General features: G+C 61.3%; 10 protein-coding genes and 5 pseudogenes. 8 read left to right on the top strand and 7 right to left on the bottom strand.

Annotation, left to right across the window (positions count from 1 at the left end):
• Window positions 1-2 precede the first annotated feature (2 nt).
• The 3 genes and pseudogenes from ABMY26_RS00075 (at window position 3) to ABMY26_RS00065 (ending at window position 1,755) form a co-directional block, all read left to right on the top strand.
• On the top strand, window positions 3-248 hold the full coding sequence (locus ABMY26_RS00075) for a hypothetical protein (protein ID WP_372393893.1): 246 nt from the start codon (window positions 3-5) through the stop codon (window positions 246-248).
• Window positions 249-327: 79 nt separating this feature from the next.
• Entirely contained in the window at window positions 328-540 is a 213-nt protein-coding gene (locus ABMY26_RS00070) for a hypothetical protein (RefSeq protein ID WP_372393891.1), read from the top strand.
• A gap of 123 nt (window positions 541-663) precedes the next feature.
• Window positions 664-1,755, top strand: a pseudogene (locus ABMY26_RS00065) (IS1595 family transposase).
• 210 nt (window positions 1,756-1,965) lie between these two features.
• On the opposite strand, the gene ABMY26_RS00060 reads toward ABMY26_RS00065, so the two are convergent.
• The 3 genes and pseudogenes from ABMY26_RS00060 to gmd all read right to left on the bottom strand — a co-directional run bounded on the left by ABMY26_RS00060 (window position 1,966) and on the right by gmd (window position 9,065).
• Complete coding sequence (locus ABMY26_RS00060; RefSeq protein ID WP_372393890.1) at window positions 1,966-5,454, bottom strand: DUF4214 domain-containing protein; 3,489 nt, start codon at window positions 5,452-5,454, stop codon at window positions 1,966-1,968.
• Window positions 5,455-5,465: 11 nt separating this feature from the next.
• A complete protein-coding gene (locus tag ABMY26_RS00055; RefSeq protein ID WP_372393889.1) occupies window positions 5,466-7,634 on the bottom strand; it encodes a hypothetical protein in 2,169 nt (722 codons plus the stop codon).
• Between the two features lie 317 nt (window positions 7,635-7,951).
• Window positions 7,952-9,065: pseudogene (gene gmd / locus ABMY26_RS00050) on the bottom strand (GDP-mannose 4,6-dehydratase).
• 372 nt (window positions 9,066-9,437) lie between these two features.
• On the opposite strand from gmd, the gene ABMY26_RS00045 reads away from it, so the two are divergent.
• A complete protein-coding gene (locus ABMY26_RS00045) occupies window positions 9,438-9,791 on the top strand; it encodes a hypothetical protein (protein ID WP_372393888.1) in 354 nt (117 codons plus the stop codon).
• 260 nt (window positions 9,792-10,051) lie between these two features.
• Here ABMY26_RS00045 and ABMY26_RS00040 read toward each other — a convergent pair.
• The 4 genes and pseudogenes from ABMY26_RS00040 to ABMY26_RS00025 all read right to left on the bottom strand — a co-directional run bounded on the left by ABMY26_RS00040 (window position 10,052) and on the right by ABMY26_RS00025 (window position 20,185).
• Window positions 10,052-11,725 (bottom strand): annotated as a pseudogene (locus ABMY26_RS00040) (IS1182 family transposase).
• 347 nt (window positions 11,726-12,072) lie between these two features.
• On the bottom strand, window positions 12,073-17,808 hold the full coding sequence (locus ABMY26_RS00035; protein ID WP_372393886.1) for a DUF4214 domain-containing protein: 5,736 nt from the start codon (window positions 17,806-17,808) through the stop codon (window positions 12,073-12,075).
• 419 nt (window positions 17,809-18,227) lie between these two features.
• Window positions 18,228-19,265: an IS110 family transposase gene (locus ABMY26_RS00030; RefSeq protein ID WP_372393885.1), complete on the bottom strand. Its 1,038-nt coding sequence runs from the start codon at window positions 19,263-19,265 to the stop codon at window positions 18,228-18,230.
• Window positions 19,266-19,378: 113 nt separating this feature from the next.
• Window positions 19,379-20,185: pseudogene (locus ABMY26_RS00025) on the bottom strand (IS5 family transposase).
• 348 nt (window positions 20,186-20,533) lie between these two features.
• Here ABMY26_RS00025 and ABMY26_RS00020 point away from each other — a divergent pair.
• The 4 genes and pseudogenes from ABMY26_RS00020 to ABMY26_RS00005 all read left to right on the top strand — a co-directional run.
• A complete protein-coding gene (locus ABMY26_RS00020; RefSeq protein ID WP_372393883.1) occupies window positions 20,534-23,005 on the top strand; it encodes a glycosyltransferase family 4 protein in 2,472 nt (823 codons plus the stop codon).
• Window positions 23,006-23,328: 323 nt separating this feature from the next.
• Window positions 23,329-23,487: a hypothetical protein gene (locus ABMY26_RS00015; RefSeq protein WP_372393881.1), complete on the top strand. Its 159-nt coding sequence runs from the start codon at window positions 23,329-23,331 to the stop codon at window positions 23,485-23,487.
• 204 nt (window positions 23,488-23,691) lie between these two features.
• A complete protein-coding gene (locus ABMY26_RS00010; RefSeq protein ID WP_372393879.1) occupies window positions 23,692-24,912 on the top strand; it encodes an IS256 family transposase in 1,221 nt (406 codons plus the stop codon).
• Window positions 24,913-24,950: 38 nt separating this feature from the next.
• Window positions 24,951-25,119 (top strand): annotated as a pseudogene (locus tag ABMY26_RS00005) (ISL3 family transposase); the annotation flags it as partial.
• Window positions 25,120-25,121: the final 2 nt, after the last annotated feature.

Here is a 25,121-nt window from a genome sequence, read left to right as displayed (position 1 = left end):
CCATGGCGGAACCGGTCTACCCTGCAGTCGCTGCCGAAGCCGCGCGCCTGATCCGCCAAGCCATGAAGCGCATGGTGAACGACCAGCCCGAAACCAAACCTATGTCGCCAGAGCGTCTGCGATGGACGGAAACGACGTCGATGCTATGGACGGCGGCGGCATTGCTCAACCCACAGGGCCTGCATGATGAAGACGCCAAAGACATTGCTGCCCGCATTGCTGAACTGGAGACATCGAGTGACCAGTAACAACCGCCTTCATCCCCTTCTCGGCCGCTCCATGGCCATCCTTTACTGGCTGTCGGAAGACCGTCCACAAGATGTCGGCTTGCTGTCGATCCTGACCCGCTTTCCCGCCGCCACGATCCGCCAGCACCTTGTCCGTTTGGAAAGTGGCTGCTTGGTCACCCGCCGCGCAGGCCGACCGCAGACCTTTCTCCGGAAGCGCTATGGCTCCGTCGTGCTGGAGAAGGACGTCGGCGCCATGTTGAACAAGGAGGCCGCCGCCGATCCGATGATCAGCGGGTGGCGGCGTGCCTGAACGCGTTGAAGAGCACGCGATAGGTGTTCGCCAAACAACGCCGCAATTATCAACCAAACACAGTAAGACGTAGCTCTTCCAGCGTTTACGTGCGACTCTCAGCCATCAAGCACGGGGGGGACGATGGGATCGATGCTCGAAGAGCTGACGGCCATTCGGACCGTGGCGGAGATGACCGAAGCATTCCACGACGAGGCGCGGTGCCGCCGGTTGGTTGAGCCGATGGTGTGGCCGAACGGACGGCTCTGTCCGGCCTACGGCTCGCGGCGTTCGATCACCCTGGCCGGGCGCGACATAGGACGACGGTCGCGGCCGGGGCTTTATCAGTGCTGCAATCCGGACTGCCGCTACCAGTTCACTGTGACGACGCGAACTCCGTTGCATGGAACGAAGCTGCCGTTGCGGACCTGGCTCATGGGGCTGTGGTTCATCCTGCAATCGGACAAGGGCATCTCGTCCATCCGTCTGGCCGAAGCGCTCGGCGTCAGCCAGCCGACGGCATGGCGGATGGGCCACGTCCTGCGGCTTCTGGTGTTGCGCGATCATCCGCTGGGCGGGACGGTGGAGATCGATGAATTTCATTTCGGCGCCAAGCCGCGCCGTGACCCCAACCCTCCCAAGCTGGGGCGCGGACGCAAGGGCCAGCCCCGCACGACGAAGACGCCAGCACTCGCGGTCGTCCAGCGGCCCAGCGGTCGGGAGCCGGGGACACCGGCGGGCGAGACCCGTGCCGCCGTGGTCGCCGATCTGTCGCTCGACGAGGCCGAGCGGGTGCTGAAAGCCGCTGTCGATCCCGCCGCGCACTTGATGAGCGACGAATGAAAGGCGTTCGTCGCCATCGGGAGCGCATTCGCTGCGCACGATACCGTCCGCCATTCCCAGCGCGAGTATGTTCGCGGCAGCGTGCATGCCAACTCGGCCGAGGGCTTCAACGATCGTGTACGGCGCACGATCGCCGGCGTCTTCCATCACATCAGCCCCGACCATGCTGACCTGTATTTTGGCGAGATCGGCTTCCGCTGGTCCCAGCGCGCGGTGGCAGGTCAGGCCCAGCGCCGAACCCGGAAGGGGCGGACAGTGATCCAAACCCTTTGGTCCCGTGTTCCCCCAGCGCTCCAGCTTCCGGCGGTCTTCCGTTATGCTGTTGGGCGCCAACTCCGGCGGACCAAGGATGGCGGGATCAGCATCCGCTCGGCCGTAGCTGTCTTTGGTTGATAATGGCGGCGTTGTTTACCTAACACCTATCGCGCTCTCCTCAAGATCACCCGCAACGACGAACTGCTGCCCTGGAACTGGGCCAGGGCCGCCGACGTCACCGGAAACGCTAAAGCCGCGTAGCTCGGCGGACGCTTACCTTCGGCGGGCCGCCCCCCACGAAGCTCCATACCAGACAATGCGACATGAGCTGGGATGCTCGTGCCGGCTTCACGCGGAAGCCGGCAGAGAAGCTTGTAATGCCGACGCCCCCAGCAAGGATGCAGCTCTTTCCGGTTCCCTGAGCAAAGTGACGATCACCAGGTACATGCGGGATTGGGCGAAGAGGCCGGTACAGCCGGTGCATTCCGGCGACTTGACCAGATGCTGCGCCACCCGTAGCCAACCGACTCCTGGTTCGTTGCGCATGATCTCCGCATGGCTGTTCAGGCCTTCAAGATCAGCTGGGCGACCGAGAATGGCCAGATAGCAGGCGTTGACATAGGACTCTGGATTGGCGGCATTGGTGCTGGCCTGATAGAGCCGGCGAGCGACGGCAAGAGCGACGGCATCGACAAGCTCGACGAAGGTCATGTTCGGCTCGCCGCCTGTGGTAGGAACAAGCCGTCCAAGGGTTTGAAAGATCACGCTTTCCCGCGGCATCCCAAGCGACAGCCGATAGGCCATGGTGTGGCGGTTGACGGGTTCGGCCCATTTGCCGCTCAGGGTTTCGGTCACGCAGGCAACAAAGTCCCCCTCGCCCATATTGAGCAGTGCAGTGACACGCTGGGTCAGGGGCGGCCGCGAGATGAGGCGATCGGCCAACATCGGGCGGATTTCATCGATGCCTTGGGCAGTGAAGATCCGCGAGCATTCGTCCGACGCGAGCGTGGTGCGCAAAAGCTCGCGCCAGCGGCCGGCGACGCCGGAAACCGACAAGTTTGTCTTTTCATCGGAGGAAGGGGGGCGCCCGCGGAGCAGGAGGAAACAGGCATCGACGAACCCCTCCCCGTCGAGCATGCGCAGGGCATCTCGGCAGCGCCCCAGAAGCCGCGTGCCCAGGAGCCGGAGGATGATCGCCGGCTCATCCGGATCAAGGATCCGGCCGCGGAATTCGGTGGAGGCCAACATTGCGGCGATCATCCTCTCGCGGGACACCCCGAAGGCGAGCTGGGTGCTGGCGAGGTTGGCTTCGTCGGTGCTCGCTGTTCGGCCCAAGAGCGTCTTATAGAGCAGGGCGCAGAGCTGTCCGTTTGGAACCTCCAGCAGCTGCTTGACACTTTCCAACAGCGATTCGGGCGAGGCGCCATGAGGTGGATTGGCATTGGCCACTGCCGCCGCCATAGCGCCGTAGAAGGACATCGCCTCCTGCGAGCGCATCAGGTTTTCGATGATGCGGAACGGAGAGCCTTGCCGATAGTCCTGCATGCTGTGGGCGAAGCCCGCCTCGTCGCTGCGGCGAAACAGGATATTGGCGTAGCAGCGGCGGATGAATGCCTCCGGATTGTCCGTCCGGGACGCAGCCATCAGCCCGGTCAGAACCGCCTTGGCCGCTGTGAGGCGCAGGGTATCCAGCGCGTCCGGGGGCAGACCAGCCCAAAGGGTTCCGATGAAGGCGAGCAGAGCCTCCCGGCTTGCCCCTATGTCGAGCAGGTTGCGGGTGAACGCGATCTGCTCGTCCGTCAACTTTCTGCCGGTCAGAGTTTCAAAGAATTGTGCGGCGCTCACCGTCTCAGGCAGGGCAAGGGCATCGGCGAGACGCTGTTCGCTATCGGAATGGGCTGGCGATAGGTTGCGCAAGAGCGGCGGGGGAACGGACGATAGAAGGAGGACATCGTTGCATACGACCGGCGCACGCCCCCAGTCCGGGTTGGCCAGAACGACGGACGCCGCGCAATACTGCACGATCCAGCGGTCCCAGTTCGACTCCAGCCCGACCGGGCAGGTGAACAGCCACTTCACCAGAGTCTGCCGGCGCGTGCTGGAGAAGGAGCCGACGAGTAGACAGAGATCGTGCCAAACCGCCAGGTCCATGCCGTCTCCGACCAGGAAGCGGGCCAGGGCGGTGGCGAAATCGCCAGGGGGCAAGGCGTCGAGGCCGTTCAGCCTGTCGATTGCTTCGGGCAGGCGGTCAAGTTCCGGCATTGCCGCGCTCTGAGACGCGGGGGCGGCCGGGACTTGCTTGTGATGGCCATGATCGACAGCCCCCGCCTGTCCAGACACCAAAACCATACAGGTCAGCAGTGTGCGGAGTCCGGTCTCCCGATCGCACGAACCCATGCCGACGCTGTGGTGAACAAGGTCCGCCACCAGCAGCGGGCGCGTCGCGGCATTGGAATCGATCAGCCGGCGCAGGCGATCCGGATTGTACCAGCTCTCGATGTCGAGCTTCAGGTTCGCCGAGGCCTTTGCAAAGGCATTGGCGTTACCAAACAGCAGGTCGCGGCAGAGGCGCAGGGACTTGGACCGAAGTCCGCCCGCAGCGACCGTCCCGAATCCCAGGTCGTCGATCGGCTGGGCCCGGGACGCACGGCTCTCGATCCAGCCATTCAGGTCGCGGCCGAATTGCGGCCAAGTCTTGAGCGTGAGCTTGGCCAAGTCCGCCTTTGCGGTGCGATGGACGTTCCGGTCCAGCAGAGAAAGCACCGCGGCCTTGAGGGCTTGCTCGTCGGAAGGAGGAACGCGGATCTGCCCGAGGGGAGGAACGTCCGCCAGCGACGGATAGTCGGACCGCACGATGGTCGGAACACCGGCCTGGAGACTTTCCAGCGGACCCAGACCGAATCCTTCGCCGTCGCTGACATAGACGGTGCCCCAAGCGGCGGCCAGGGTATCGCGGATGTCTCTGTCGCCCGGCGCCTGGAACCAGCGGAACTGTGCCGGATTCTGCCCTGATTCTTCCATGGCTTCGAACAGCTCGTCGGAAGCGTCGCCATCGGCATCGCCCAGGAACATCAGACTGACGTCGATGCCGGCGTCCCAAAGTGCGCGGAAAGTCTGTAGGACGAGCAGATGCCCCTTGCAGTCCATCACTGTCCCGACCACGACAAAGAGCGGTGTGCCGGACAGGTCGCGCGCCTGCTGCGCAGGTGGCGCCGAGCCGAAGGTGTCCGTGCCCAGGGTGATCACGCGAATGTTGTGCGTGTCGTTTCGTCCGAGGACGGTGACCATCTGATCCCGGGTGAAGGAGGAAATCGTGGCAATATTCTCGACGCTCAGGCAGAAACGGAAATACTCCATTGCGAAAGGCAGATGGTGTTTAAAATAATTTGGCTGACCAATTGGAATGATATCATAAATAAGAAAAAATATCCGTTCGCGCATCTTCTTGAGGAGATAGTCGTAAAATTCGGCTCGGACGGGATTGAAGAAGACCTCGATGTTGACGACAGCGCGGGCGGCGAGGAGGGCATCGCGATCGACCCTGCAGAGGGGATGGGAGGTCACCTTTGCGATCTTGGCGCTCACCTCCTCGAAGTCGTCGGCTGAGAAGAGTTCGTCGGCCAGCAGGTCGAGCAACGCATGATCATGCACGATCACCGCGCCATCCGGAGCCACAGTGAAGGGCACCAGGCGCCCGCGGTCGGTCGCCGTCGCGATCATCTGGGCCAGCGTTCTTTGGATTCCGGTCCGGTGGAAGCTGCTGGTCGTCTCGGTCAGGTCGAGCCAGATCTGGCCATGGAACAGAAGGCCGATCTGATTGGCGTCAAGAGCCGTCATGGTTATTGCACTCACGCCAAGTGAGAGAGAAGGGAGTCGATGTAGACGGATGTCCTGCGTTTGTCGGCATAGGCCCGGCGCCGCACGGACCGGTCGCCGACGGGGCCGGATTCGATCACGCGCTTCAGCGCCAGGGCGACGTCCAGAGAACTCAGCATGTCGCTCACGCGCAGCACGGCGTCTTCCGGCGCGTCGGCCGAGCTGGCGAGCTCGTCATTCGCAACGGCCGGGATGCCGGCGGCGAGGCAATCGACCAGAGCGCCGGCGAAGCGCCCGAAGGCAACCTTGCTGAGCTGCAGCCCGACATCCGCCGCGATCAGGTATTGGTGCACCATGTCCGGCGTCGGCGCCTCATGGTGGCAGACGACCGCTCCGGACAAGTGCAGGCGTTCCGTCATGGTCTGGATCTTCTCTAGGACCTGCGGAGCGCAGGGGGCGGCGATGTGCCACTGGACGGGGATCCCCCAGTGCCGGAGCATGTGCATGGCCCACAGGCTTTCCTCCAGCGCAGTCAGGTCTGAGGGAGGAGAGAAGCTGGTGATCAAGCTGCAGCCGGGAGGAATGCCGAGCCGTCCGCGCGCCATCGCAATGAAGGCTGGCGTCAGTTCCTCGTCCTCGAGCCATTGGGACGGCAGGACCGGCAGGGGGGAGACTGGGCGGCGCAGTTCGGCAGAAAGGCGCTGCGAGAGGTTCGCGCCATGTGCCAGGATCCGGGGCACACCATCGGCGATCGGCTCCAGGAAACTGCGGGTGACCGGCATGGAATGGTGTTCCCACGCGTCGATTACCGGGCAGTTGACCTTCCGGCCGCAGATGCGGTCGATGAGGCTGGTCAAGGTCGGCTTGCCCAGCCGGCCGCGCCAATAGTCCAGCATGTATCCGTCCCGCAGGAGCAAGCTGGGGCGCACCGCCATGACGAAATCGACCACCGTGTCTGGTGCCGTGCCGGGGCTCATCACGCAGAGCACCTTGTTGTGCTGACCGAGCACCCGATAGGCGGAAAAGGGCCGGACGCGGGTGGTCGGGCGCAGCAGCCCCCGGGATTCGCCGTCGGGGGTGTAGACGGTCAGAACCATGGAGGCGGGCAGGCTCCGCTCGATCTGGACGACCAGAGAGTCGATGGACGGGTCGCTGCCGAGATAGGTGGCCAGATCGAACTCCAGCGGGCCGTTGCCATCCTCGGAAGGGGGGGGGCGGTTCAGGATTCCTTCAACTGCTTCCAACAGGGCGTCCAGAGACAGCTCCGTCTGATCGGAGGTTGCTGCGGCAAGCAGAGCGGGGCGGGAAGGATCAAGCACATCGCGCAGGCAGGACGCCAGGGCGGCGGCGTCATCCAGGTCGGCGACCTGCGCGTGGGGGCCGAGGATTTGCGCCTCCGCCCATGGTTCCGGAGGTCCCTGCAGGATGACATGCCGGCCGCGGGCTGCCGCTTCGGCTGCGGCAATGATATGATCCGACGTCGCGGCAGGCACGACGACGGCCACGGCCTGGTCCAGCAGCCATGCCCACTCTTCGGGAGCCGGGCTGTCGATCTGATGAACGGTGACATGGACGGGGAAGGCCGGCACCGCTGCTTCACGCGTTTCCGGCAGCGGTGAATCCTGTCCGACGATGACGGCGACGAGAGGAGCACCGTGTCTGGACTCGATCTGTCCGAGCGTGGAGATGAAGCGGTCGCCGCAGACGCCCGCTGCGTTCAGTCCTGCGAACAGCACAAAGCGACCGCTTCCCAACCCCGGCAGTGGTCGGGTCTGTGCCGACGTCATCGCCTTCACCGTTCTCCGTGCCGCCATCGGCACCGGGTGGACCGGAGGCATGGCGGGGCCATGGATGCGGCGCAACCGCTTCTCCAGCGCACCGGCATCCGGTTGACCGGTGATCAGAGCGTCGTAACGCCGCAAAGCGAGCATGCGGCCCAACATCTCATTGTAGCCGCCAGCCACTGTGGTGGCCGTTTCAAGCTCCAGGGCGGTTGGATCGATGTACGCGATCAACGCGGCCGCCTGAGCAAAAAAGCTCCAGATCGCACCGGGTGAGTCGTCGAACGGGCATAGGTCGACGACAAAAAACGGCTTATCCGGTATAGGGCCATCCTCGACCTTATGGATGGGAATGCCCCATATCTCGCCATTGCCTGCGTGATCTCCATCGGAGATGATAACGCTGTCGTAAATATTCATTAAGTTTTCTGCAAAAAAATATGCTGATAGACTATTTGAATTCGGTGGTGATTCGAAAAGATTTATTGATCTTATTTTGAGGTAGCAGAGCATCTATCAGCCTTTTCTACAAAATAGAAAAACTCGAAAGGGAGCTAAATTAAGGCGAGGAGGAGCTGTGCGAGATAGGCTCCGTCCTTACCGGACACTCCGAAGATCAGTGCGGTCTTCGGCTTGCCTCTGGTGCTGGTTGGATGGTCATGAATGGCACCTTGTCGGTCGCTGGTCCGTTTGGATAAGGGGCTCCCTGGGATGGGGAGCCCGCCCGAACGCGAGGATCAGCGATGGTCGTCGCCGCTGGCCAGCAGGCGCATGTAGGAGAGGACCATTTCGCAGACCAGATCGCAGAAGGCGGGGTGTGGGTCCAGCCCAGCTTCTGGCGCGCCTTCTGGGGTCGCCCAGCAGCAGGTCGACCTCGGTCGGGCGGAAACAGCGGGGGTCGATGCGGACCACCACCTTGCCAGTCTTCTGGCAGATGCCTTCCTCGTCCACCCCCTTGCCGCGCCACTCGATGCCGCGGCGGATGTGGCCGAAGGCCAGCTCGACGAACTCGCGCACGCTGTGAGTCTCGCTGGTGGCCAGCACGTAATCGTCGGCCTCATCCTGCTGCAGGATGCGCCACATCCCCTCGACATAGTCCCGCGCATGGCCCCAGTCGCGCTTGGCGTCCAGGTTGCCGAGATACAGGCAGTCCTGCTGGCCATGCTCGATGGCGGCAACAGCGCGGGTGATCTTGCGGGTGACAAAGGTCTCGCCGCGGGTCGGGCCTTCATGTTTGAACAGAATGCCGTTGCTGGCATGCATGCCGTAGGCTTCGCGGTAGTTCACCGTGATCCAATAGGCGTACAGCTTGGCGGCGGCATAGGGGCTGCGCGGGTAGAAGGGCGTGGCCTCGCGCTGGGGCGTTTCCTGGACCTTGCCGTACAGTTCCGAGGTGGAGGCCTGATAGAAGCGCACGGTCTTCTCCAGCCTCAGGATGCGGATCGCTTCCAAGAGGCGTAGCGTGCCGATGCTGGCGTTGGCTGTGTATTCAGGCGTCTCGAAGCTCACATGGACGTGGCTCTGGGCCGCCAGATTGTAGATCTCGGTCGGCTGGATCTGCTGGACTAGGCGGATCAGGTTGGTGCTGTCGGTCAGGTCGCCGTAATGCATGAAGAAGCGCACGTCCTCCTCATGCGGGTCGCGGTAGAGATGCTCCATGCGGCCCGTATTGAACGACGACGAGCGCCGCTTGATCCCGTGGACGATATAGCCCTTTCCCAGCAGAACCTGGGCAAGATACGCGCCATCCTGGCCGGTGGTGCCGGTGATCAAAGCGATCTTTGACACGGTATCGGATCCTACATTGTGGGCCGTCTTTGGGTGAGCGGTAAGCGGAGGCTGCAGCTTCATAATACAGAGCTACCCAATTGAGCCACTGCCATGCAACGCGAAGAATCGATGCAGGGCATCCGGAAAGAATGCCGGTGACTGGGATCCTGCTGCTCTCGGGATGGTCCCTGCGGCACCAATCACCCGCCTGAAGCGTGGAGCGGTGCCTGCTCCTGCGGAGGTTTCGGGCATTCCGGAACGGCTGCACATGGGTTCATGATAGGGGTGGTTCCTCTATAGAGGATAGGCCTATTCGCATAGCATGCAATTTGTCTCTTGTCAGCCATCCCCATACATCAGCGAAGGGTTACATCTTAGAGCATCGCGCCTGAAATCTGAATCGACGGTTACGCTTGGGCCGCTGACGTGATTCACCGTTGTTGAAGGTTGATCATGGGGCGCAGCTATTCGTCGGACGTTCGGGTTCGGATTTACGACGAGGTCGAGAAAGGCGGTTCGCGTCGGGCGGCGGCGCGCCGGTTCGATGTGAGCGCGAGCACGGGCGTGCGGCTTGCTCAGCGCATGGCGGCAACGGGCTCGCTGGCCCCGGCCCAGCAGGGGCGCCCACCGGGCGGTGGCAAGCTGGCCCCGCATGCCGAACTTCTGATCGGCTGGGTGGAGAAGCAAGGCGACACCACCATGCCCGAACTAGCGGCCAAGCTGAAAGCCGAGCGCGGGGTCACGGTCCACCCCGCCTCGCTGTCCCGCTTCCTGCTCGCCCGCGGCTTCACGAGGAAAGCGCGATAGGTGTTAGCTAGCGTTTCGTGCGTTTAATCCGAAACGCACGAAACGCCAGCTTTCTGTTTGGCGATCAGATTCACGCATTCAAATCGATGCCGATTTTACGCGATCCGGTATAAACAACGGGAAGCGTGAATTGAACCGGAACGATGGCTTGTTTGCTGGATTCCCGCGCAACAGTCCGGGAAACCGACCGATACTGTTGGTGAATCATTTGAAACGAATTGAACAAGGAATCGTACGAGAATTAGGACAGGGTCGGTCGGTCAAGCGGCCAGTCTGGCAAAGCGGGAGCGGCGGGTTGGGGCGAGTGGCCGCCCTCGCAGCCACGCGGCGATCCGGTCGAGGTTGAGGGCGGCCGCGATGGCCACGTGCTGAAGATGGGCCTTGGCGATGCCCCTGTACCGGGCGCGGCGCAGCCCGAAGCCGCGCACCGCTTGGGACAAGGTGCCTTCCACGCCCTGGCGCAAGGCGTAGAGTGGCTGTTCGCTGCCTGTTTCCTTCCGCGCTCGGGCTGCCGCCAACGCCTCGTGCTCGTCACGCGGCCGTAGCCTGAGAGTGCGTCCCCACTTTTCACCGGTCGCTCGGGTGCACTGCGCGCGCGCCTCGCAGGCCCGACAGTCGGCAGGACTGAACCGGACCTTGACGTAGGGGATCCCCGAGTTGTCCGTGTAGTCGCGCCAACTCTGGCTTTGCTTGTCGCGCGGGCAGAGGACACTGCTCGCTTCCCAGTCGATCCGGAAATCGGCGGCGCGGAAGCCGCCGCCCTGGCGCTGCTGCCAACTCAGGTTCTTCCGGGGTGGGCCGACGAGGTCGATCGCGAACACCTCCCGGGCTGTCACGAGGTGGGCCGCGCTGACATAGGCCGAATCCACCAGATGGAGGGCGGGCGCAATCCCCTTGGCCGCCAAGGCCACATGGATCGGCTCGGTCCGCATGGCTTCGTGAACGTTGGCCGCCGTGGTATCGGCATGCACGATCAAGCGCGGCGCGTCGTCATCGCAAGTTTCGCTGAGATGGACCATGTAACCGGTCCACTCCATGCCGTTCTTGCTGCGGTAACGGGCGTCGGTGTCGTAGGGGGGGTCCAGCCGGTCCTCGCCGCCTCGCCCGCTCACAGGCCGCAATCGTGCACGGCCGGCCCCCGATGGATCGCCGGGATCCGGCGTCTTCTCGAAATGGCGGCGCCAGACCGTCCGGAACGCCTCGATGGCCGGCATGGCCGCCACCCCCGGTGGCGCTTCCGGGCCGTTCAGCGCGGCGAGAAGCCGAAAGCCGTCATCGCCGATCCCATCAGCGAGGGCCTCCCGCTCGGCCGGCGTCTTTGGCAACCGGAAGTCCTCGATCCGCCGGCTGTAGCGTTCATACCAAACCGCAGGCGCCAGGGCACGCAGCCATGCCGGCGCCACGGTGGCGGTGGCATTCAGCGCCGCGCGCAACGTCTCGCCCACGAGTTCCAACCGGTTCAACTCCCGAACCGCGGCGAGCACATGGGTCGAGTCCGTCCGTTGTCGCCCGCGGGCCTTGAGCAGGCCCCGCGACCGGCCGGCATCGAGAACCCGTTCCAGGAGGCGTTCCTCGGCGCCTCCGATCAGCAGCCGGCCCCGGAACTCGGTCAAGACGCTGTGATCGAAGCCGGCATCGGTCAGATCCAGGCCGAGCAGGTATTTCCAGTCGATGCGGGCCCGCACCGCCTCGGCCGCCTAGCGGTCGCTCAGCCCCTCGCGGAACTGCAGGAGCGTCACCAGCGCCAGTCGCCAGGGGGGATAGGTCGGCCGGCCGCGTTTGGGATAGAGGTCATCGAAGTCCCTGTCCATGAAAGCCGGACCGAGATCATCGCGCAGTGTCAAATAAGGATTTCCCCTCGGAAAGGCGGCGCGGGCGACACGGGCGGTTTCTTCCGGGATCAAGGGGACAGACGGCTGGGAGTGCAGCGACATGGCGAAATCTCCGATCACTTCACCCGCCTCAACCGTTGCTCCCCGACTCCGTCCCACTGCCTGCGCCATCCAGTCTGTTACGCCTCGGTATGCGGCTGAACTTCAGGAAGTTCCATGGCAAATTCGTTTCAAATGATTTGCCAACAGTATCCCGACCTTTGGCGGCCAGTTCGGAAACTGTCCGGAAACACCCGCTCTCGGCGGGTTTCCGGACAACATGAATGCCGGACGGGATAGCGGACAGGACGGCCCACACCGGTGTTCTCAGCCCGTTCTACCTTCCCGTTGTTTGCCTTACACTTATCGCGCTCTCCTCAAAGCTGCCTGACCACGGCACTCAGCGGATGCTAACAATCGCCGAAGGCGCTGAACAGTTCCTCCGTCGGCAGCAAGGCCGCGGGATGGCTTGCTTGGTGTGCCCGGTCGTAGATGGCCCTCAGTTCCGGAATATAGCGTTCGAGTTCAGGCAGATGCTTCAGGCGCATAAGCAACCGCGCCGGCGAGAGATAGGCACTGTTGCCAACCTGGTCATTTTCGAACAGTTCGCGCCACATCATTTCCACAAGCCACAGCCGGTTGGAACGCCTACGGTCGACCTCGGCCACGGCGCAGCCTGCGCGTTCGGCCAGGTCCCAACAGCGCGGCAGATGCTCCAGGTCCAGCATCGCGCCATAGGCAGCCCACGAAACGTTCGAGTTCACGACGAGCGCGGGTTCACCGATCCAGTAAGCCGGTTCATCGGGCATGTAGTGCAGAACATAATAGGCCGTGGGAACACAGGAAACCATAGTAGAAAATATTCGACCACTGGTATCCTGGCAATAGGACTTCAGCGCATGATCGCGTCGATAGACATGCGAGTAGATCGCCGTAAAGAAGTTCTCGCATTTGGCCGCTATCCGCTTAACCGGTGCGATCTCGTCTGGGCAGGTCGGCTCCAAAACATTGTATCCGTCGAGGAATCCCTGCAGATCAGTGATACTGCCCGGATTGTTCTCGGAGCTGTAGCCATAATTCAAATAGATGAGACTGATGTCGGAATGCTGATCAAGAACATGGAGGATCTGATCGATCATACCGGCTCGGGTGAGGTCGTCATCGCCAAGGATCAGGATGTATTCACCCCGGGCACGCTGGACAGTAACGGCAAGATTCCCCAGCATTCCGACATTCTTCGGATTGCGGATATAGGTGAAATCCGGACGATCCAGGTATGGCTTCACAACCTCTGGCGTGTTGTCGGGTGACGTATTGTCGACCACCAGAATTTCGAGATCGGATCGCGGGGAGCCGATTTGCGAGAAGATGTTCCGCAGATTCAACTCCACCCAGCCGGCCCGCTTGTAGGTGCTGATGCAGATGGACAGCTTGGGCCGGCGCTTCAGATTGGGCAGGGTAGCGTAGATATCGCGCAGCACCCGCTTTTCCGGTGCGCAGGTCAGATCCATCAGCCTGTCGGATGCCAACTCGCCGGCAATGTCGCGAACATAGGCGTTCCAGGTCCGAACAGGCACCGACAGCGCCTCGCTAACCAGACAGTCTCTCCAGTGCTGCTCCTGGCACATCAGGATCGCTTCCCGAAGCACCGCCGGATCTTTGATGTCGACGTGCATGAGGCCCGGCCTGTAATCGCCCTCCTGGGCATGGTCGCCCAGAACGAGACAGGGAATACCCTGCCACAGGCTGTCGGCCACAGCCGGCGCCCGGGCGCCATCGTCTCCGAGCGAGATGACGAGATCCACATCCTCCCGGCACCGGCCGAACGCGGCACCTTCCGTCTCGGTATCGAAACGCAGAACGAAGCCGGGCTGTCTGTTCAACTTGTCCGTGAGCGCCTCGTCGGGCGTCGGACCGGACACGATAAATTCGACACCGCCGGGAAATTTCCGGACGACGTCCGTCACAGCTGCGGCCAGTGGGGCGACCGCAGCGAAATGCGCCGGTTCGATCACAGCATGGATCCGGAATGGCGCATGGACCGGACGTTTGGGAGCGCCATGTCGCAACCGCTCCGGAATCTCGTTGGGCGCAGCCAGCATTTTGAAACGATCCTCTGCGCAATTGAGCCTGCCACGCCAGGACAGCAGGAAGCGGAAGAAATCGTCGAAGATGCCGGTTGAGCCGCAGAACACCTTGTCGAAGCCGGTCAACTGCTCGAAAAGCGGCCTAACGCCGGGGCCATTCTCGGTCAGAAGGGCAGCGGTCCGCAGCCCATGCGCCTGGGCGAAAGCGGCGAGATCCTCAAGCGCTGTCCCGGAAAGCTGTCCGGGGACAAGCACCCAATCCGGCGCTTCCGTCCCCTTCGGGTCGATCCACTCCGACCAGATGTCTGTCCCACCCCCGAAGCCGAGCTTTGCAAGCTCCGCCGTTGCGGCTGGCCGCAGCCGTCCCGCCCCGTTGTCCCAAACGGCTGGGATGACCTCGACTCCACGCGCTGCAAAGGCATGGGCGACGCGCTGGGAGAACTGCGAATCCGCGCGACCGGATGCCTTGAGATCGAGACAGCAATAGAGCGACGTCAGGTGCCGGGACGTGTCAAGCGCGCAGCCGAGCAAGCCGCGCAGACGCCGAACTCCTTCCGGAGACGGTCCTTCCGCCGCCAGGAACGGGATGCGCCTTATCAGCGGAACTCTGTCGGCACGTTGGTGCTGGGTGAAGAAGCCGATCAGATCGTTCTCCGCGATGGTCGAGACGGGTACGACGAGATCGGCCAGAAGAAGGGCCTGCATGTACAGTTCGAATGCGGCCGCCTCCTCACCGGCGCAGGAGGGGCGCCGCAAAGGCTCGGCGTCGCGGAACAGGAAGGCCGTTCCGAGCCGGAGCCGGCGCGCCTCGAGGATGATTTCGGTTTCGAACAGATAAGGGATGCTGGGCGTCACCCGGACGGTTCCGGGAACGATCAGCCAATCGCAGTTCTCGGCGAACCGCTCATCGAGAATGACCGGCACGGAGCGATCGACTGGATGGGCCTCGATATGCCGCTGACCATTGGGTAGCTGCGCCAGACCAGCTAATTCACCCCGGGCGAGGAGCACGAACTTCTTGAACCGGGGACTCCAGCGGACGAAACGAACCACCTCTCCCTGGGCAAGCAGATGCCGGCCCAGTCCAAAGGCGAAATCGGACAGCACGATGCTTGGAGAATCGGACGCCTCAAGCAGGAAAAAGAGATTGCGTCCCTCTTCCGACCTGGACAGCACCACCGACATCGGCGTCGCCGGCCTGCCGGATTCCGAAAAAGGGGCCGGAGGGGCAATGCTCTGCAGCAGGGCAGGCAACTCATCGGCGCCGGGGAAGGGACCATGTCCGCTGTTCTGGCGCGCCACCCCTTCCGGCGACAGGACTAGGCTCCCGATCAGCGCCGTTCTTGACATGCCGCCGTTCAGCAAGGCTACATGATGCGTCAGTTCCTCCCGGTTAGGTGTGCGACCGAGAGCGCCCCAGAAGGCGCGATCGATGAACGTCTCCCCTTCAAGGCCGATAAGCGTCTCCAGATCATCCACCGGCCCATGAAGGGTCGCCTGGCGCGCCCGCCCCTCCGGCGAAAGGAAGAAGTGCCCAGCCAACTCGTTCCTCGGCGTGCCCTCCCTCAACAGGGTTGCGTGATGGGCGAGTCCCACCGGGTCGGGAGCGTAGCCAAGAAGTGTCCGATAGACCCATTGGATGAACGACTCATCCTGGAGCCGTGCGGTCCCATCCGTGGATGAGATCTCTTCGACGCGGGTTTGGCGGGCCTGCGCTTCCGGAGACAGGAACATGTTTCCGGCCAGTTCGGCTTTCGTCATGCCGGCGTTCAGAAGAGTCAAGTGGCCGACAAGGCCATCGGGATCGGGCGCACGCCCTAGAATGATCCGATACGCCCCCTCAACGAAGAGGCCACCTTCGAGTACCGACAGATCGTCAAATCCGGTAACTGGGCCGTAAACATCCTTCTGACGCTCCAGCCCTTCGGCGGACAGCAGCAGGAAGCCAACCAGTTCAGCCTTCGATCGGCCATTGCGCAGCCAAGCCGCATGTCGGGCCAGCCCGTCCGCATCGGGCATCCGGCCGAGCACGGCCCGATAGGCCGCATCGACGAAGACCTCTCCTTCGAGCGATGGCAGACCTTCCAATATGCCCATGGCGGCCCATACCTTGAGCTTTCTGGTCAGGATCCGGTCGATGGCCGCGAAGATCTGCCACTCTCCATAATCCGCATATAGCTTGATATGGGCGGCAATCCCCATCGCGATAAGTTCGGGAACCGGCATATCCTCGATGTAGGTGCCGGCACCAAGAAGCCGCGGGAATAGAAAAGAGCGTGTAAAGGCGACGGCCCGTTCGGTCGTCATTGCAAATCCAAGAATTCCTTCCAGCTCTTCGGCGCGATTTTCGTCATGATGGAAGACTATGAGAGAATCGCCCGCCATCGCGTTGACAAGGGCCTCCGCCTCCATGGGTAATGACCGAACGGATACAATCAGATTACGCGCAGCATAGTCTATGCCCGATTTAGAAATCCGTTCCTCGATCTGGAACTTGGCAGATTCTGGCGCTTCGATAATGACTTTTGCCTCCCCCGTGTCTTGGATGATCTTCTCCAGGATCTCTTCGAGATTGGAAGCCGGGTTGCCAAAACCGATCAGCCAGATGGAGGCCGGTGGAGAGCGCGTAGCAGCGGAGACTGTGAAATAGGGTATGATCGGCTGGCGGGGCAGGATGGAAATCCCATTCTCCAGCGACCCGGTCTGCCGGTTGAGAAGTTCCTGATCACGCAACAGAATCTTCGGTCCGTCGATACAGGCCAAGGCTTTGGCCAATGCACCGATTTTTCCGTGGAACCCGGTTACGATCACCGCCGCCGGCTTGTAGGGCAGGCCCTGCTTGACGAAGCCGTCGAGATCCCGTCCACGGACCAAATGAACATCGTAAAGCCCCGAACGTCCCAGTGCATCCGCAAGCCGCGTTTCATAGCACAGGAAATCCGGCGTCGCCCTGCACTCCAGGGAAAGGAGCAGAAGCGGGATTCTCTGGACCGGACGCAGAGACGGCGCTTCTAGGGCGGCTTGCGCCTGCTCGATGACCCCGACGGACACGAGCATGCGTTCGAACGTCCTCATGAAGGACGAATATGACCAGTCCTGCTGCAAGCGGTGAACGGACGGGGTGCTGGTCTCGAGCGCCTGCCGCAGGCTCATCACCGGATAGGGTGGAAGATACTTGTGAATATGCCGGAAGGTGTCGTTTGTTCCGGTCAGCAATGGCCGACCGGAGAGGATCGACTGATCGGTCGTTGCCGACAGTCCAGACTGACGCCTCGTATACAAAAAGCAGTTCAGGTCGCTTTCCATACACCAGTCGAACAATTCTTCCGGTGTCATGAAATCATACGTAAACCGAATCTTGATCCCCGGCTTGGCAATTCTCTGGCAAAGAGACGCAAGATAGAGAGGATAACTCACCCCGTGAATTCCATCACAGCTTTGTGTATAATCTCCTGGCGGAATATTCACTCTAACAATGGCTTGGTCGAACTCGCGGTTGACGGCCTCGACCAGAAAAGCGAATCCTTTTCCGGGTGTCCCGAAGCCGAAGGAACTGATGACCGGAACGGCGTTCCTGTCCACGGGGCGGCGCCCCTCACTCGGCAGCGGACGCGGAAATGGAAAGATCTTGCCTATCACCGGGATGGATGGGTCGAGCGCGATGTAACCATCGAAAACATCGACAGCAACGTGACGTAGCGGATTTCCAGGCTCGACTTCTAGCAGGATGGCAAACTTGGTGCCCGGCACCCTCCCGATGCTCTCGAGATCGATGTGGAGGGCCATCGTGCAGAAATGCCAATTGAACACCCAAAAGTCATATCCGATCTCGCCGGCGCCTTCCTCGGAACCGCTAGATCTAACTCTCCCCTCCGAGACGAGCGCCCCAATGTCTATGACATCAATCGTAAAATAGTCTAATGAATAATGGGGAGAATCTTTAATGCATTCAAAAACCATTCGGCCACTCTCATGAATACTGCACTTTTCTTTTGCTGTATTCACATAAGCGCCCCGCAGCGCCTTCTTTCGAGAATGATTATTATCTGAGAAATTCATCTGACATACCCCGAGATAATTTCTATTGGATGGCCCGATTCTGAGAATGTATGCTTAATACAATGGAATTCCAAGAAAGTCGATTTCCCAGGTTCGCTATCATGCGCAGCCGTGCCTATGCCTTAAGGCCAGCCGTCGGCAAAAGCCACCCCCGATATGGGCAAGTAAGAGCGCCTTCTGTAATCGGGCCGGTTCGGTCAAGCCCCTCCCACCATAATCTCGTCGCAGGGCTCATGCTTCTGTCCGTGGTCGGCGTGGAGCCGCCACATGATGCGATCAGAGGAACGGGCGAGCCGATCTAACAAGCGTGGTCCACGCAGCGCGTGCCCACCGGCGCTCTTGCGGCTTCACCCGATCCCTCGTCCCTGCGACGGGACCTCGTGTCCGGCCGGCGCTCAGCAGCGCCCCGGGCCGGCTCCTCACATAGCAACGGCCCGGGGCGCTGCGCTCCAGCGGAACGTCGTGCCGTCAATCCACATGCGGTGCAGCACAACCGCCAACTTGCGCGCCAGGGCCACCCGGGCTTTCTTCAGCCCCTGGCGGCTGGCCACCCGCAGCGCCCACGCTTTCAGAGCCGAGAAGCGTGTCGTACGCGTCAGCAGCACGGTTGCCGCTTCGAACAGCACCGTTCGGACCATCGCGTCACCGACTTTGCTGATTCGCCCGGTGCGATCCACTTCACCGGATTGGTACTTTTTCGGTGTCAGGCCGAAGTGGGCGCCGAGTGTCTTGGACTTTGGGAAGCGCGTGGGATCATCCACGGCCGAGGTGAACGTGATCGCCACGACCGGTCCGACACCGGGAACCGTCATCAGCCGCCTGCAGGTCTCGTCCGACCGCACCAGGCGCAGCAGCTCGCGGTGTAGTTTAGCGAACTCGATGCGCAGCGCCTCCCGCACCCGCAGCATCGGCTCGACCACGCGCTCCAGGGTCAATTGGCCGTGAACCAGCTCCCGCACACGGGCGGCGAAGCTGGTCTTGCCCACCGTTCCAATCTTCAGCCCGAAACCACGCAGGATGCCGCGCAGGCTACCTTCCACATCGAGCAGCTTGCTTTGCAACTGCTTGCGAGCTGTCAACAAGGTACGGACCTCCTGGGCCGGCAGCGCCTTGGCATGCACCGGCCGGAACCACCCCATGCGGATCAGTTGCGCAATGCCGCGGGCATCATTGCGGTCGGTTTTCACCGTCATGGCCGACAGCGCCGCCTTCACGTGGCGCGTTTCGATTAGGACGGCAGGAATGCCCGCCTTGGCGAGCCCGGCGTGCAGCCATTGCGACAGCGGACCGGCTTCCAGACCAACACGGGTCAAGCTCGCCTCAGCCGCCGTGAAGACCGCCACCAGCGCATCGGGATCACTGCTCACCTTGAGCTCGCGAACGATTCGGCCGCTGCCATCCACCACGCAGACACTGCACTGGTCCAGAGACACGTCAATTCCGGCATAGTAGTCCATGGTTCCCCTCGCTTCGGCGCTCGGGGCTGACCCGTTCAGCCCCCGCTTTCTCCATCAGCGTGAGAGGCAGCCGCTTGTTCCTCAGCGGCAGACCCCAGGCCCGATTACCGCATCTAACAGAACCATCTCTGGACGAACTTCCAGCAGATGAGGCTGGCGGCAATGTGGTGGAAGGCTGTGAAGATGTCGGCGCGCCGTTCGTAGCGGACGGTGATCCTGCGGAAGCGAGCGAACCATGCCAGGGTGCGCTCGACCACCCACCGGTGGCGGCCCACACGTTGACTGCTTTCGATGCCGCGACGGGCGATCCTGGGAATGATGGCGCGTTTGCGCAGGGCGCGCCGACAGTGGGCGAAATCGTACCCCTTGTCGGCGTGCAGTTTGGCGGGGCGACGGCGTGGTCGGCCTGCGCACTGGCGGATGGCCGGCACGGTATCGACCAGCGTCTCCAGGAACTTGCTGTCATGCCGTTTGGCGGCGGAGATGGTCAGGGCGAGTGGAATGCCGTTGGCATCGACGAGGATATGACGCTTGGAACCCGGCTTGCCGCGGTCGGTCGGGTTCGGCCCGGTCTCTTGGCCCCCCTTTTTGCCGGGACTGATGCACTGGCCACCGCAGCCCGTTCCCAGTTGATGGCGTTGGCGTAGCCGAGCCGGTCGAGCAGGGCTCGGTGGAGGCGCCCCCATACCCCTTTCTCCAGCCACTCGTGCAGGCGCCGCCAGCACGTCATCCCAGACCCGCAACCCATTTCCATGGGCAGGAGTTCCCACGGGATCCCGGTACGCAGCACGAACAGAATGCCGGTCAGCGCGGCGCGATCATCCAGAGGAGGTCGCCCACCCTTCGGCTTCGGCGGCTCAGGCGGGATCAGCGGTGCTGATGAACGCCCACAGGGCGTCCAATACAAGAGGGGCTGCCATACCCTCACAACACCCAAACGCCGGCTAAGAGAGCTGGAGCAGCTTCTCCAATACAATCTGCAAGCATCGGCCTTGGCCAAGCTGCCGATAGCGATATAATGCCGCTGAAAGCTCTTTCGGCAAGCGACCTTGGGGCTTTGGCGACGGCCAGAAAGCTCCAATGCGGGAAGGATAGTTGCGCAAGGAGACAACATCAATGTCATAAGCAGCAAAAGGAAGCTGGAGCACCCTTCTGGCGCATATTTCCATTCAGAATTTTCTCAATTTTGCTCTTTTCGCGCTCGTGCCGGATTGATAGGTTTAGTACCAATTCCGTAAGCCTTATGGGCAGCATACCCTTTGGATGCAATGACCAACATGTCTCTTATCCTCCTCCCCCCGAATTCTGAAAATACGCCGCTACGACTCGCCACAAAAGACATGGGAAAGGGGCCATATATCGATATCGGCACGTGGAATCCGAATTACTATTCGGTGAGCGCATCCTTCCACGAACAGAGATGGCACAGCAATTACAGCGACAAAAAAATAATATCTATTGATATTAGTGCATCGAGTAACGAAATTGATAACAATTATTATTATAAATCAACCACATCAAACACATTTGATGCTCGGTTGAAACCGGAAAGTCCAGAATTTTTTTCTAGCATTACTTGGGTTTTCTCTGGATTTTCCATCGATGATCGCAGACAATCACTTTCCCGCTTTGAAATGCAACGTTCAATCGAACAAGTTGGCGGGTGCATTGTTCCTGAGATCGATTCTTTGCCCGGTGATATCAATATCGTTGCGGCAGCACCGGGCGAACTAATCAGGCAGCAGCAAGCGCCGGCTTTTCTTTTCGAGAATGACGGTGTTGTCCAGGGTGTTCCTGTAAATTGGGTTGATAGCCTCAATGAAAAGCTGGCCGGCATTGCCTGCACATCCAGGCATAGTTTGAAGACCCTGATAGACCAAGGCCTCAGCATTCCTGCGGCGGTGGTCGGCACGGGTGTCGATCATTGGGAGCGGCAGGCGGCCAACCAGGAATTTCTCGCGCCCGGCAAATCCTTTCGCTTCCTGCACGTCTCAAACGGAAATCCTGATTCCGGCCTGGATATTCTGCTTGAATCCTTCGGATATGTTTTCAGTGCTGAAGACGATGTCTCCCTGCTCATCCTGCCGGGCGCCCCGCTTCCGCCGGCGATCATCGACCAACTCGACCAACTCCGGAAAACCAACCCGTACTACCCCGAGATCCTTATCCTCGAAGACGATCTGAGCGCCGACGAAGTGAAGGCGCTTTACCAGCAATGTGCCGTTTTGGTCGCTCCAGCCCGCCAAGCCGGGTTTGGAATGCCCGTCGCGCAGGCTATCCTGTCCGGGTTGCCGGTGATCGTGACCGCCTGGGGTGGTCACATCGATTATTGCGACGATGCGAATGCTTGGCTGGTTGACTTCCGCTACCGCCGCGCCGATGTCTCCGACCAATCTGCCCCCTCCGTCCAGGCCGAACCTGTTGCCGCCTCGCTGGACGGTTGCCTATGGAGCGCCTACCAGGCATCTCCATCGCTGCGGCGAAAAATGGCCTCCGTGGGACGGCAGCGCCTCCTTGAGCAGCACAGTTGGCAGGCCGTGACACGGCGTATCGCTGCTTTGAAAGACGCTGTGCAGTGTGTGACTTCCAACCACGCGCAGCCGATACGGATCGCATGGATCACGAGTTGGAATGAGAAATGCGGGATTGCAAATTACACTGAGCATCTTGTCGAGGAACTCCCTCAAGAAAAAAATTACATTTTCGCCCCGAAAAAGGAGACACAATTTCCTGATAAGAAAAACTGTCTTCGGAATTGGGAAATGGGGAAGCAAAAAAATAACTTTTCGCAGTTAATTAATGACATTGAATTTCTTTCAATAGGCGTAGTTATCATACAGTTTAATTACGGGTTTTTCAATCATTTTGAACTTAACGACTTAATTGAAATCTGTGCGGATCGTGGCGTTGTAGTTATCATCGATCTCCACTCTTCGACTGACCCCTATAATGCTATAGAAAATTTCTGTCTACGGGATTTCCTTGGTGGACTTCGCAAGTGCCACAGAATTCTTGGTCATGGTTTGGAGGATTTGGAGAGGCTCAAGATGCTGGGGCTTATGGATAACGTCCAGATATTCCCTCTGGGTGCCATGAACAGGACGATGCTTTCCGCACAGCACAGACACAATACTCCAGTGCTTATAGCATCCTTTGGATTCTGTTTTCCTAACAAAGGTCTGCTGGAACTCGTGGAAGCCGTTTGGATTCTGAAGCAACAAGGCAGGATCGTGCATCTGCGCATGCTAAACGCCGAACATCCTGTTTCCGTTTCTGGTGAAGAGGTAAGAAAAATCCGCGAGATGATTGTGCATCTCGATCTTGATGAGCAAATTGACTTCCGGACCGATTTTCTTTCAGACGAAACTTGTCTGGAACTGCTGGCGGAATCCGACCTCATCGTAAATCCCTATCAGAAGACGGGAGAGTCGGCGAGTTCGTCCGTCCGCTATGGACTTTCCGTCGGTCGTCCGGTTGCCGTGACACCCCTGCCCTTCTTCGACGATCTGGGTGATGCGGTATTCCGCCTGCCCGGCCTCACCCCGGCACTCCTGGCCAAGGGAATCGCAGAGGTTCTGGACCATATCGAGCAGGAAAGCGAAACGGCTACGCATGTCGAACAGGTCGCCCGCAACTGGGTCGAGATGCATGACTATGCCCGGAAGGGACAGCAACTCGTAAAAATGGCGGAAGCACTTGCCAAGGCATCGGCACTGGAGCGCTATCAAGCCACCAGCTGAAAGGTGACTTCAGAGCCGGGTGTCGGCACTTCGGAACGTGTCAACGCGAATGAGACAGCCGAGATTTGAGTTCAAGCTTGGGACACTTGCGTGATCGGAGGCGCCAGCAAACTGGTTGCCGCGTCCGTCCGCTTGCAGGATGCCGGCGGGCTCAGGTCGCACAAGGCCCTTCTGTCCCGCCCTGTGGGGCGGGTCCCTCGAGAAGAGCCTTGCCCGTCCCCTCGCTCGCCGGCGTGTTGGATAATAGCAGGCCGGGACGGCGGGATGGCGGTGGTGGACCAACCCGGCGCTGCCGGTCGCTATTCCGCCCCACTGAGTTCGGGGTGGACATCGTCGCCGAAGCCAGCGAGCGGGAGTTGGTGCGCCAGCACCACTATGCTGGCAGTTTCCCGGCCGCCCGGCTGTCGGTCGGACTCTACCGCAAGACCGGCGTCGCCCCAGCCGCGCTGGTCGGCGTCGGCGTCTTCAGCGTGCCGATGTAGCAGGCCGCAATCACGCGCTACACCGGGATGCCGCCGGCGGACGGCGTCGAGCTGGGTCGGTTCGTCTGCACCTCGGAGGTCGCCTACAACGGCGAGACGTGGTTCCTCCGGCGGGCGCTGCCAATCCTGCGCGCCGAGAAGTCCGTGGGACTGTCCCGAATTTTGTGCTCGGCGGGGTTATCCTGCAGCGAAAGGAGCCCCTGCATGGCACGACGCAAGGAGCCCGTTATCCCGAATGCCATCCTCGACCAGTTGCTGGCCGGTACTGATGCCAAGACGGCGTTCGATCCGAATGGCCTGCTCGACCATCTAAAGAAGGCGCTGACGGAGCGGGCGCTGAAGGCGGAGTTGGATCATCACTTGGCCGGTGACGAGAGCGGCAACCGTCGCAACGGCTACGGCCGCAAGACGGTGCTGACCAAGGGCGGGTCGATGGACCTGTCCATTCCACGCGACTGGACGGGAACGTTCGACCCGGCACTGATCGCCAAGTACCAGCGTCGCTTCCCCGGCTTCGATGAGAAGATCATCTCGATGTACGCGCGAGGCATGTCGACGCGGGAGATCACGGGGCACCTGCGGGAGCTCTATGGCATCGAGGTCTCGGCCGACCTGATCTCCACGGTGACGGACGCGGTGATCGAAGAGGTGACGACCTGGCAGAACCGGCCTTTGGAGGCGACCTACCCGTTGGTGTTCCTGGATGCCATCCGGGTCAAGATCCGGGATGAAGGCCTGGTGCGCAACAAGGCCATCCATGTCGCCATCGGCGTGCGGGCCGACGGCGCCAAGGAGGTGCTCGGCCTGTGGATCGAACAGAACGAGGGCGCCAAGTTCTGGCTGCGCGTCCTGAACGAGTTGAAGAACCGGGGCGTCGAGGACATCCTGCTGGCCGTGGTCGACGGGCTGAAGGGCTTTCCCGAGGCGATCGCCGCCGCCTATCCCGAGACGATCGTCCAGACCTGCATCGTCCATCTGCTGCGCCACAGCATGGAGTTCGCGTCCTGGAAGGACCGCAAGGACATCGCCACCGCGCTGAAGACCGTCGACGACGCCGTCGACAACAAGGCCGCCGAGGAGGCCCTGACCGCCTTCGAGGATGGGCCCTGGGGCGAAAAGTACGCGGCCATCGGCAAGGCGTGGCGGCGGGCGTGGCAGGAGGTCATTCCCTTCTTCGCCTTTCCCCGCGAGGTCCGGCGCATCCTCTACACCACCAACGCCATCGAAGCGTTGAACTCCAAGCTGCGTCGGGCGGTGCGCGCCAGGGGACATTTCCCCAATGACGAGGCCGCGTTGAAGCTCCTCTTTCTCGTCTTGAACCGAGCCGAGAAAGACTGGAAGATGCCGCCACGGGAGTGGACGGCCGCAAAGGCGCAGATGGCCGTCTTCTTCGGCGAGCGGTTTGCAAGGGCGATGAACGCCTGATACTCAATCCGACCCGCCGAGCACGAAATTCCGGATACTCCCAAGTTACGGAGCCGCCAACGCCTCGGCGGGCCGTGCGCCTGCTGACCACTGCCCTCTACGCGCTTTCCGTGGAGGACCGCCAGTTCGTCGTCTCCTTGCCGAGATCGCTCGCCCGCCATCGCCACTGCTGCCGGTTTGATCAACCGCTTCACGACGATGGTGAAGGG

This window comes from Azospirillum sp. HJ39, assembly GCF_041507355.1.
In the GTDB taxonomy this organism is placed as follows: Bacteria; Pseudomonadota; Alphaproteobacteria; order Azospirillales; family Azospirillaceae; genus Azospirillum; species Azospirillum thiophilum.
Note: the sequence above shows the minus strand (reverse complement) of the source record. Positions and strands in the feature narration are given on the sequence as shown.

Bases quoted from the DNA above. Each gene is read 5' to 3' on its own strand.
- ABMY26_RS00020 (WP_372393883.1), top strand. From the start codon at position 20,534: ATGACCAACATGTCTCTTATCCTCCTCCCCCCGAATTCTGAAAATACG.
- ABMY26_RS00055 (WP_372393889.1), bottom strand. From the start codon at position 7,634: ATGAATATTTACGACAGCGTTATCATCTCCGATGGAGATCACGCAGGC.
- ABMY26_RS00045 (WP_372393888.1), top strand. From the start codon at position 9,438: ATGGGGCGCAGCTATTCGTCGGACGTTCGGGTTCGGATTTACGACGAG.
- ABMY26_RS00075 (WP_372393893.1), top strand. From the start codon at position 3: ATGGCGGAACCGGTCTACCCTGCAGTCGCTGCCGAAGCCGCGCGCCTG.
- ABMY26_RS00035 (WP_372393886.1), bottom strand. From the start codon at position 17,808: ATGAATTTCTCAGATAATAATCATTCTCGAAAGAAGGCGCTGCGGGGC.
- ABMY26_RS00030 (WP_372393885.1), bottom strand. From the start codon at position 19,265: ATGGACTACTATGCCGGAATTGACGTGTCTCTGGACCAGTGCAGTGTC.
- ABMY26_RS00060 (WP_372393890.1), bottom strand. From the start codon at position 5,454: ATGACGGCTCTTGACGCCAATCAGATCGGCCTTCTGTTCCATGGCCAG.
- ABMY26_RS00010 (WP_372393879.1), top strand. From the start codon at position 23,692: ATGGCACGACGCAAGGAGCCCGTTATCCCGAATGCCATCCTCGACCAG.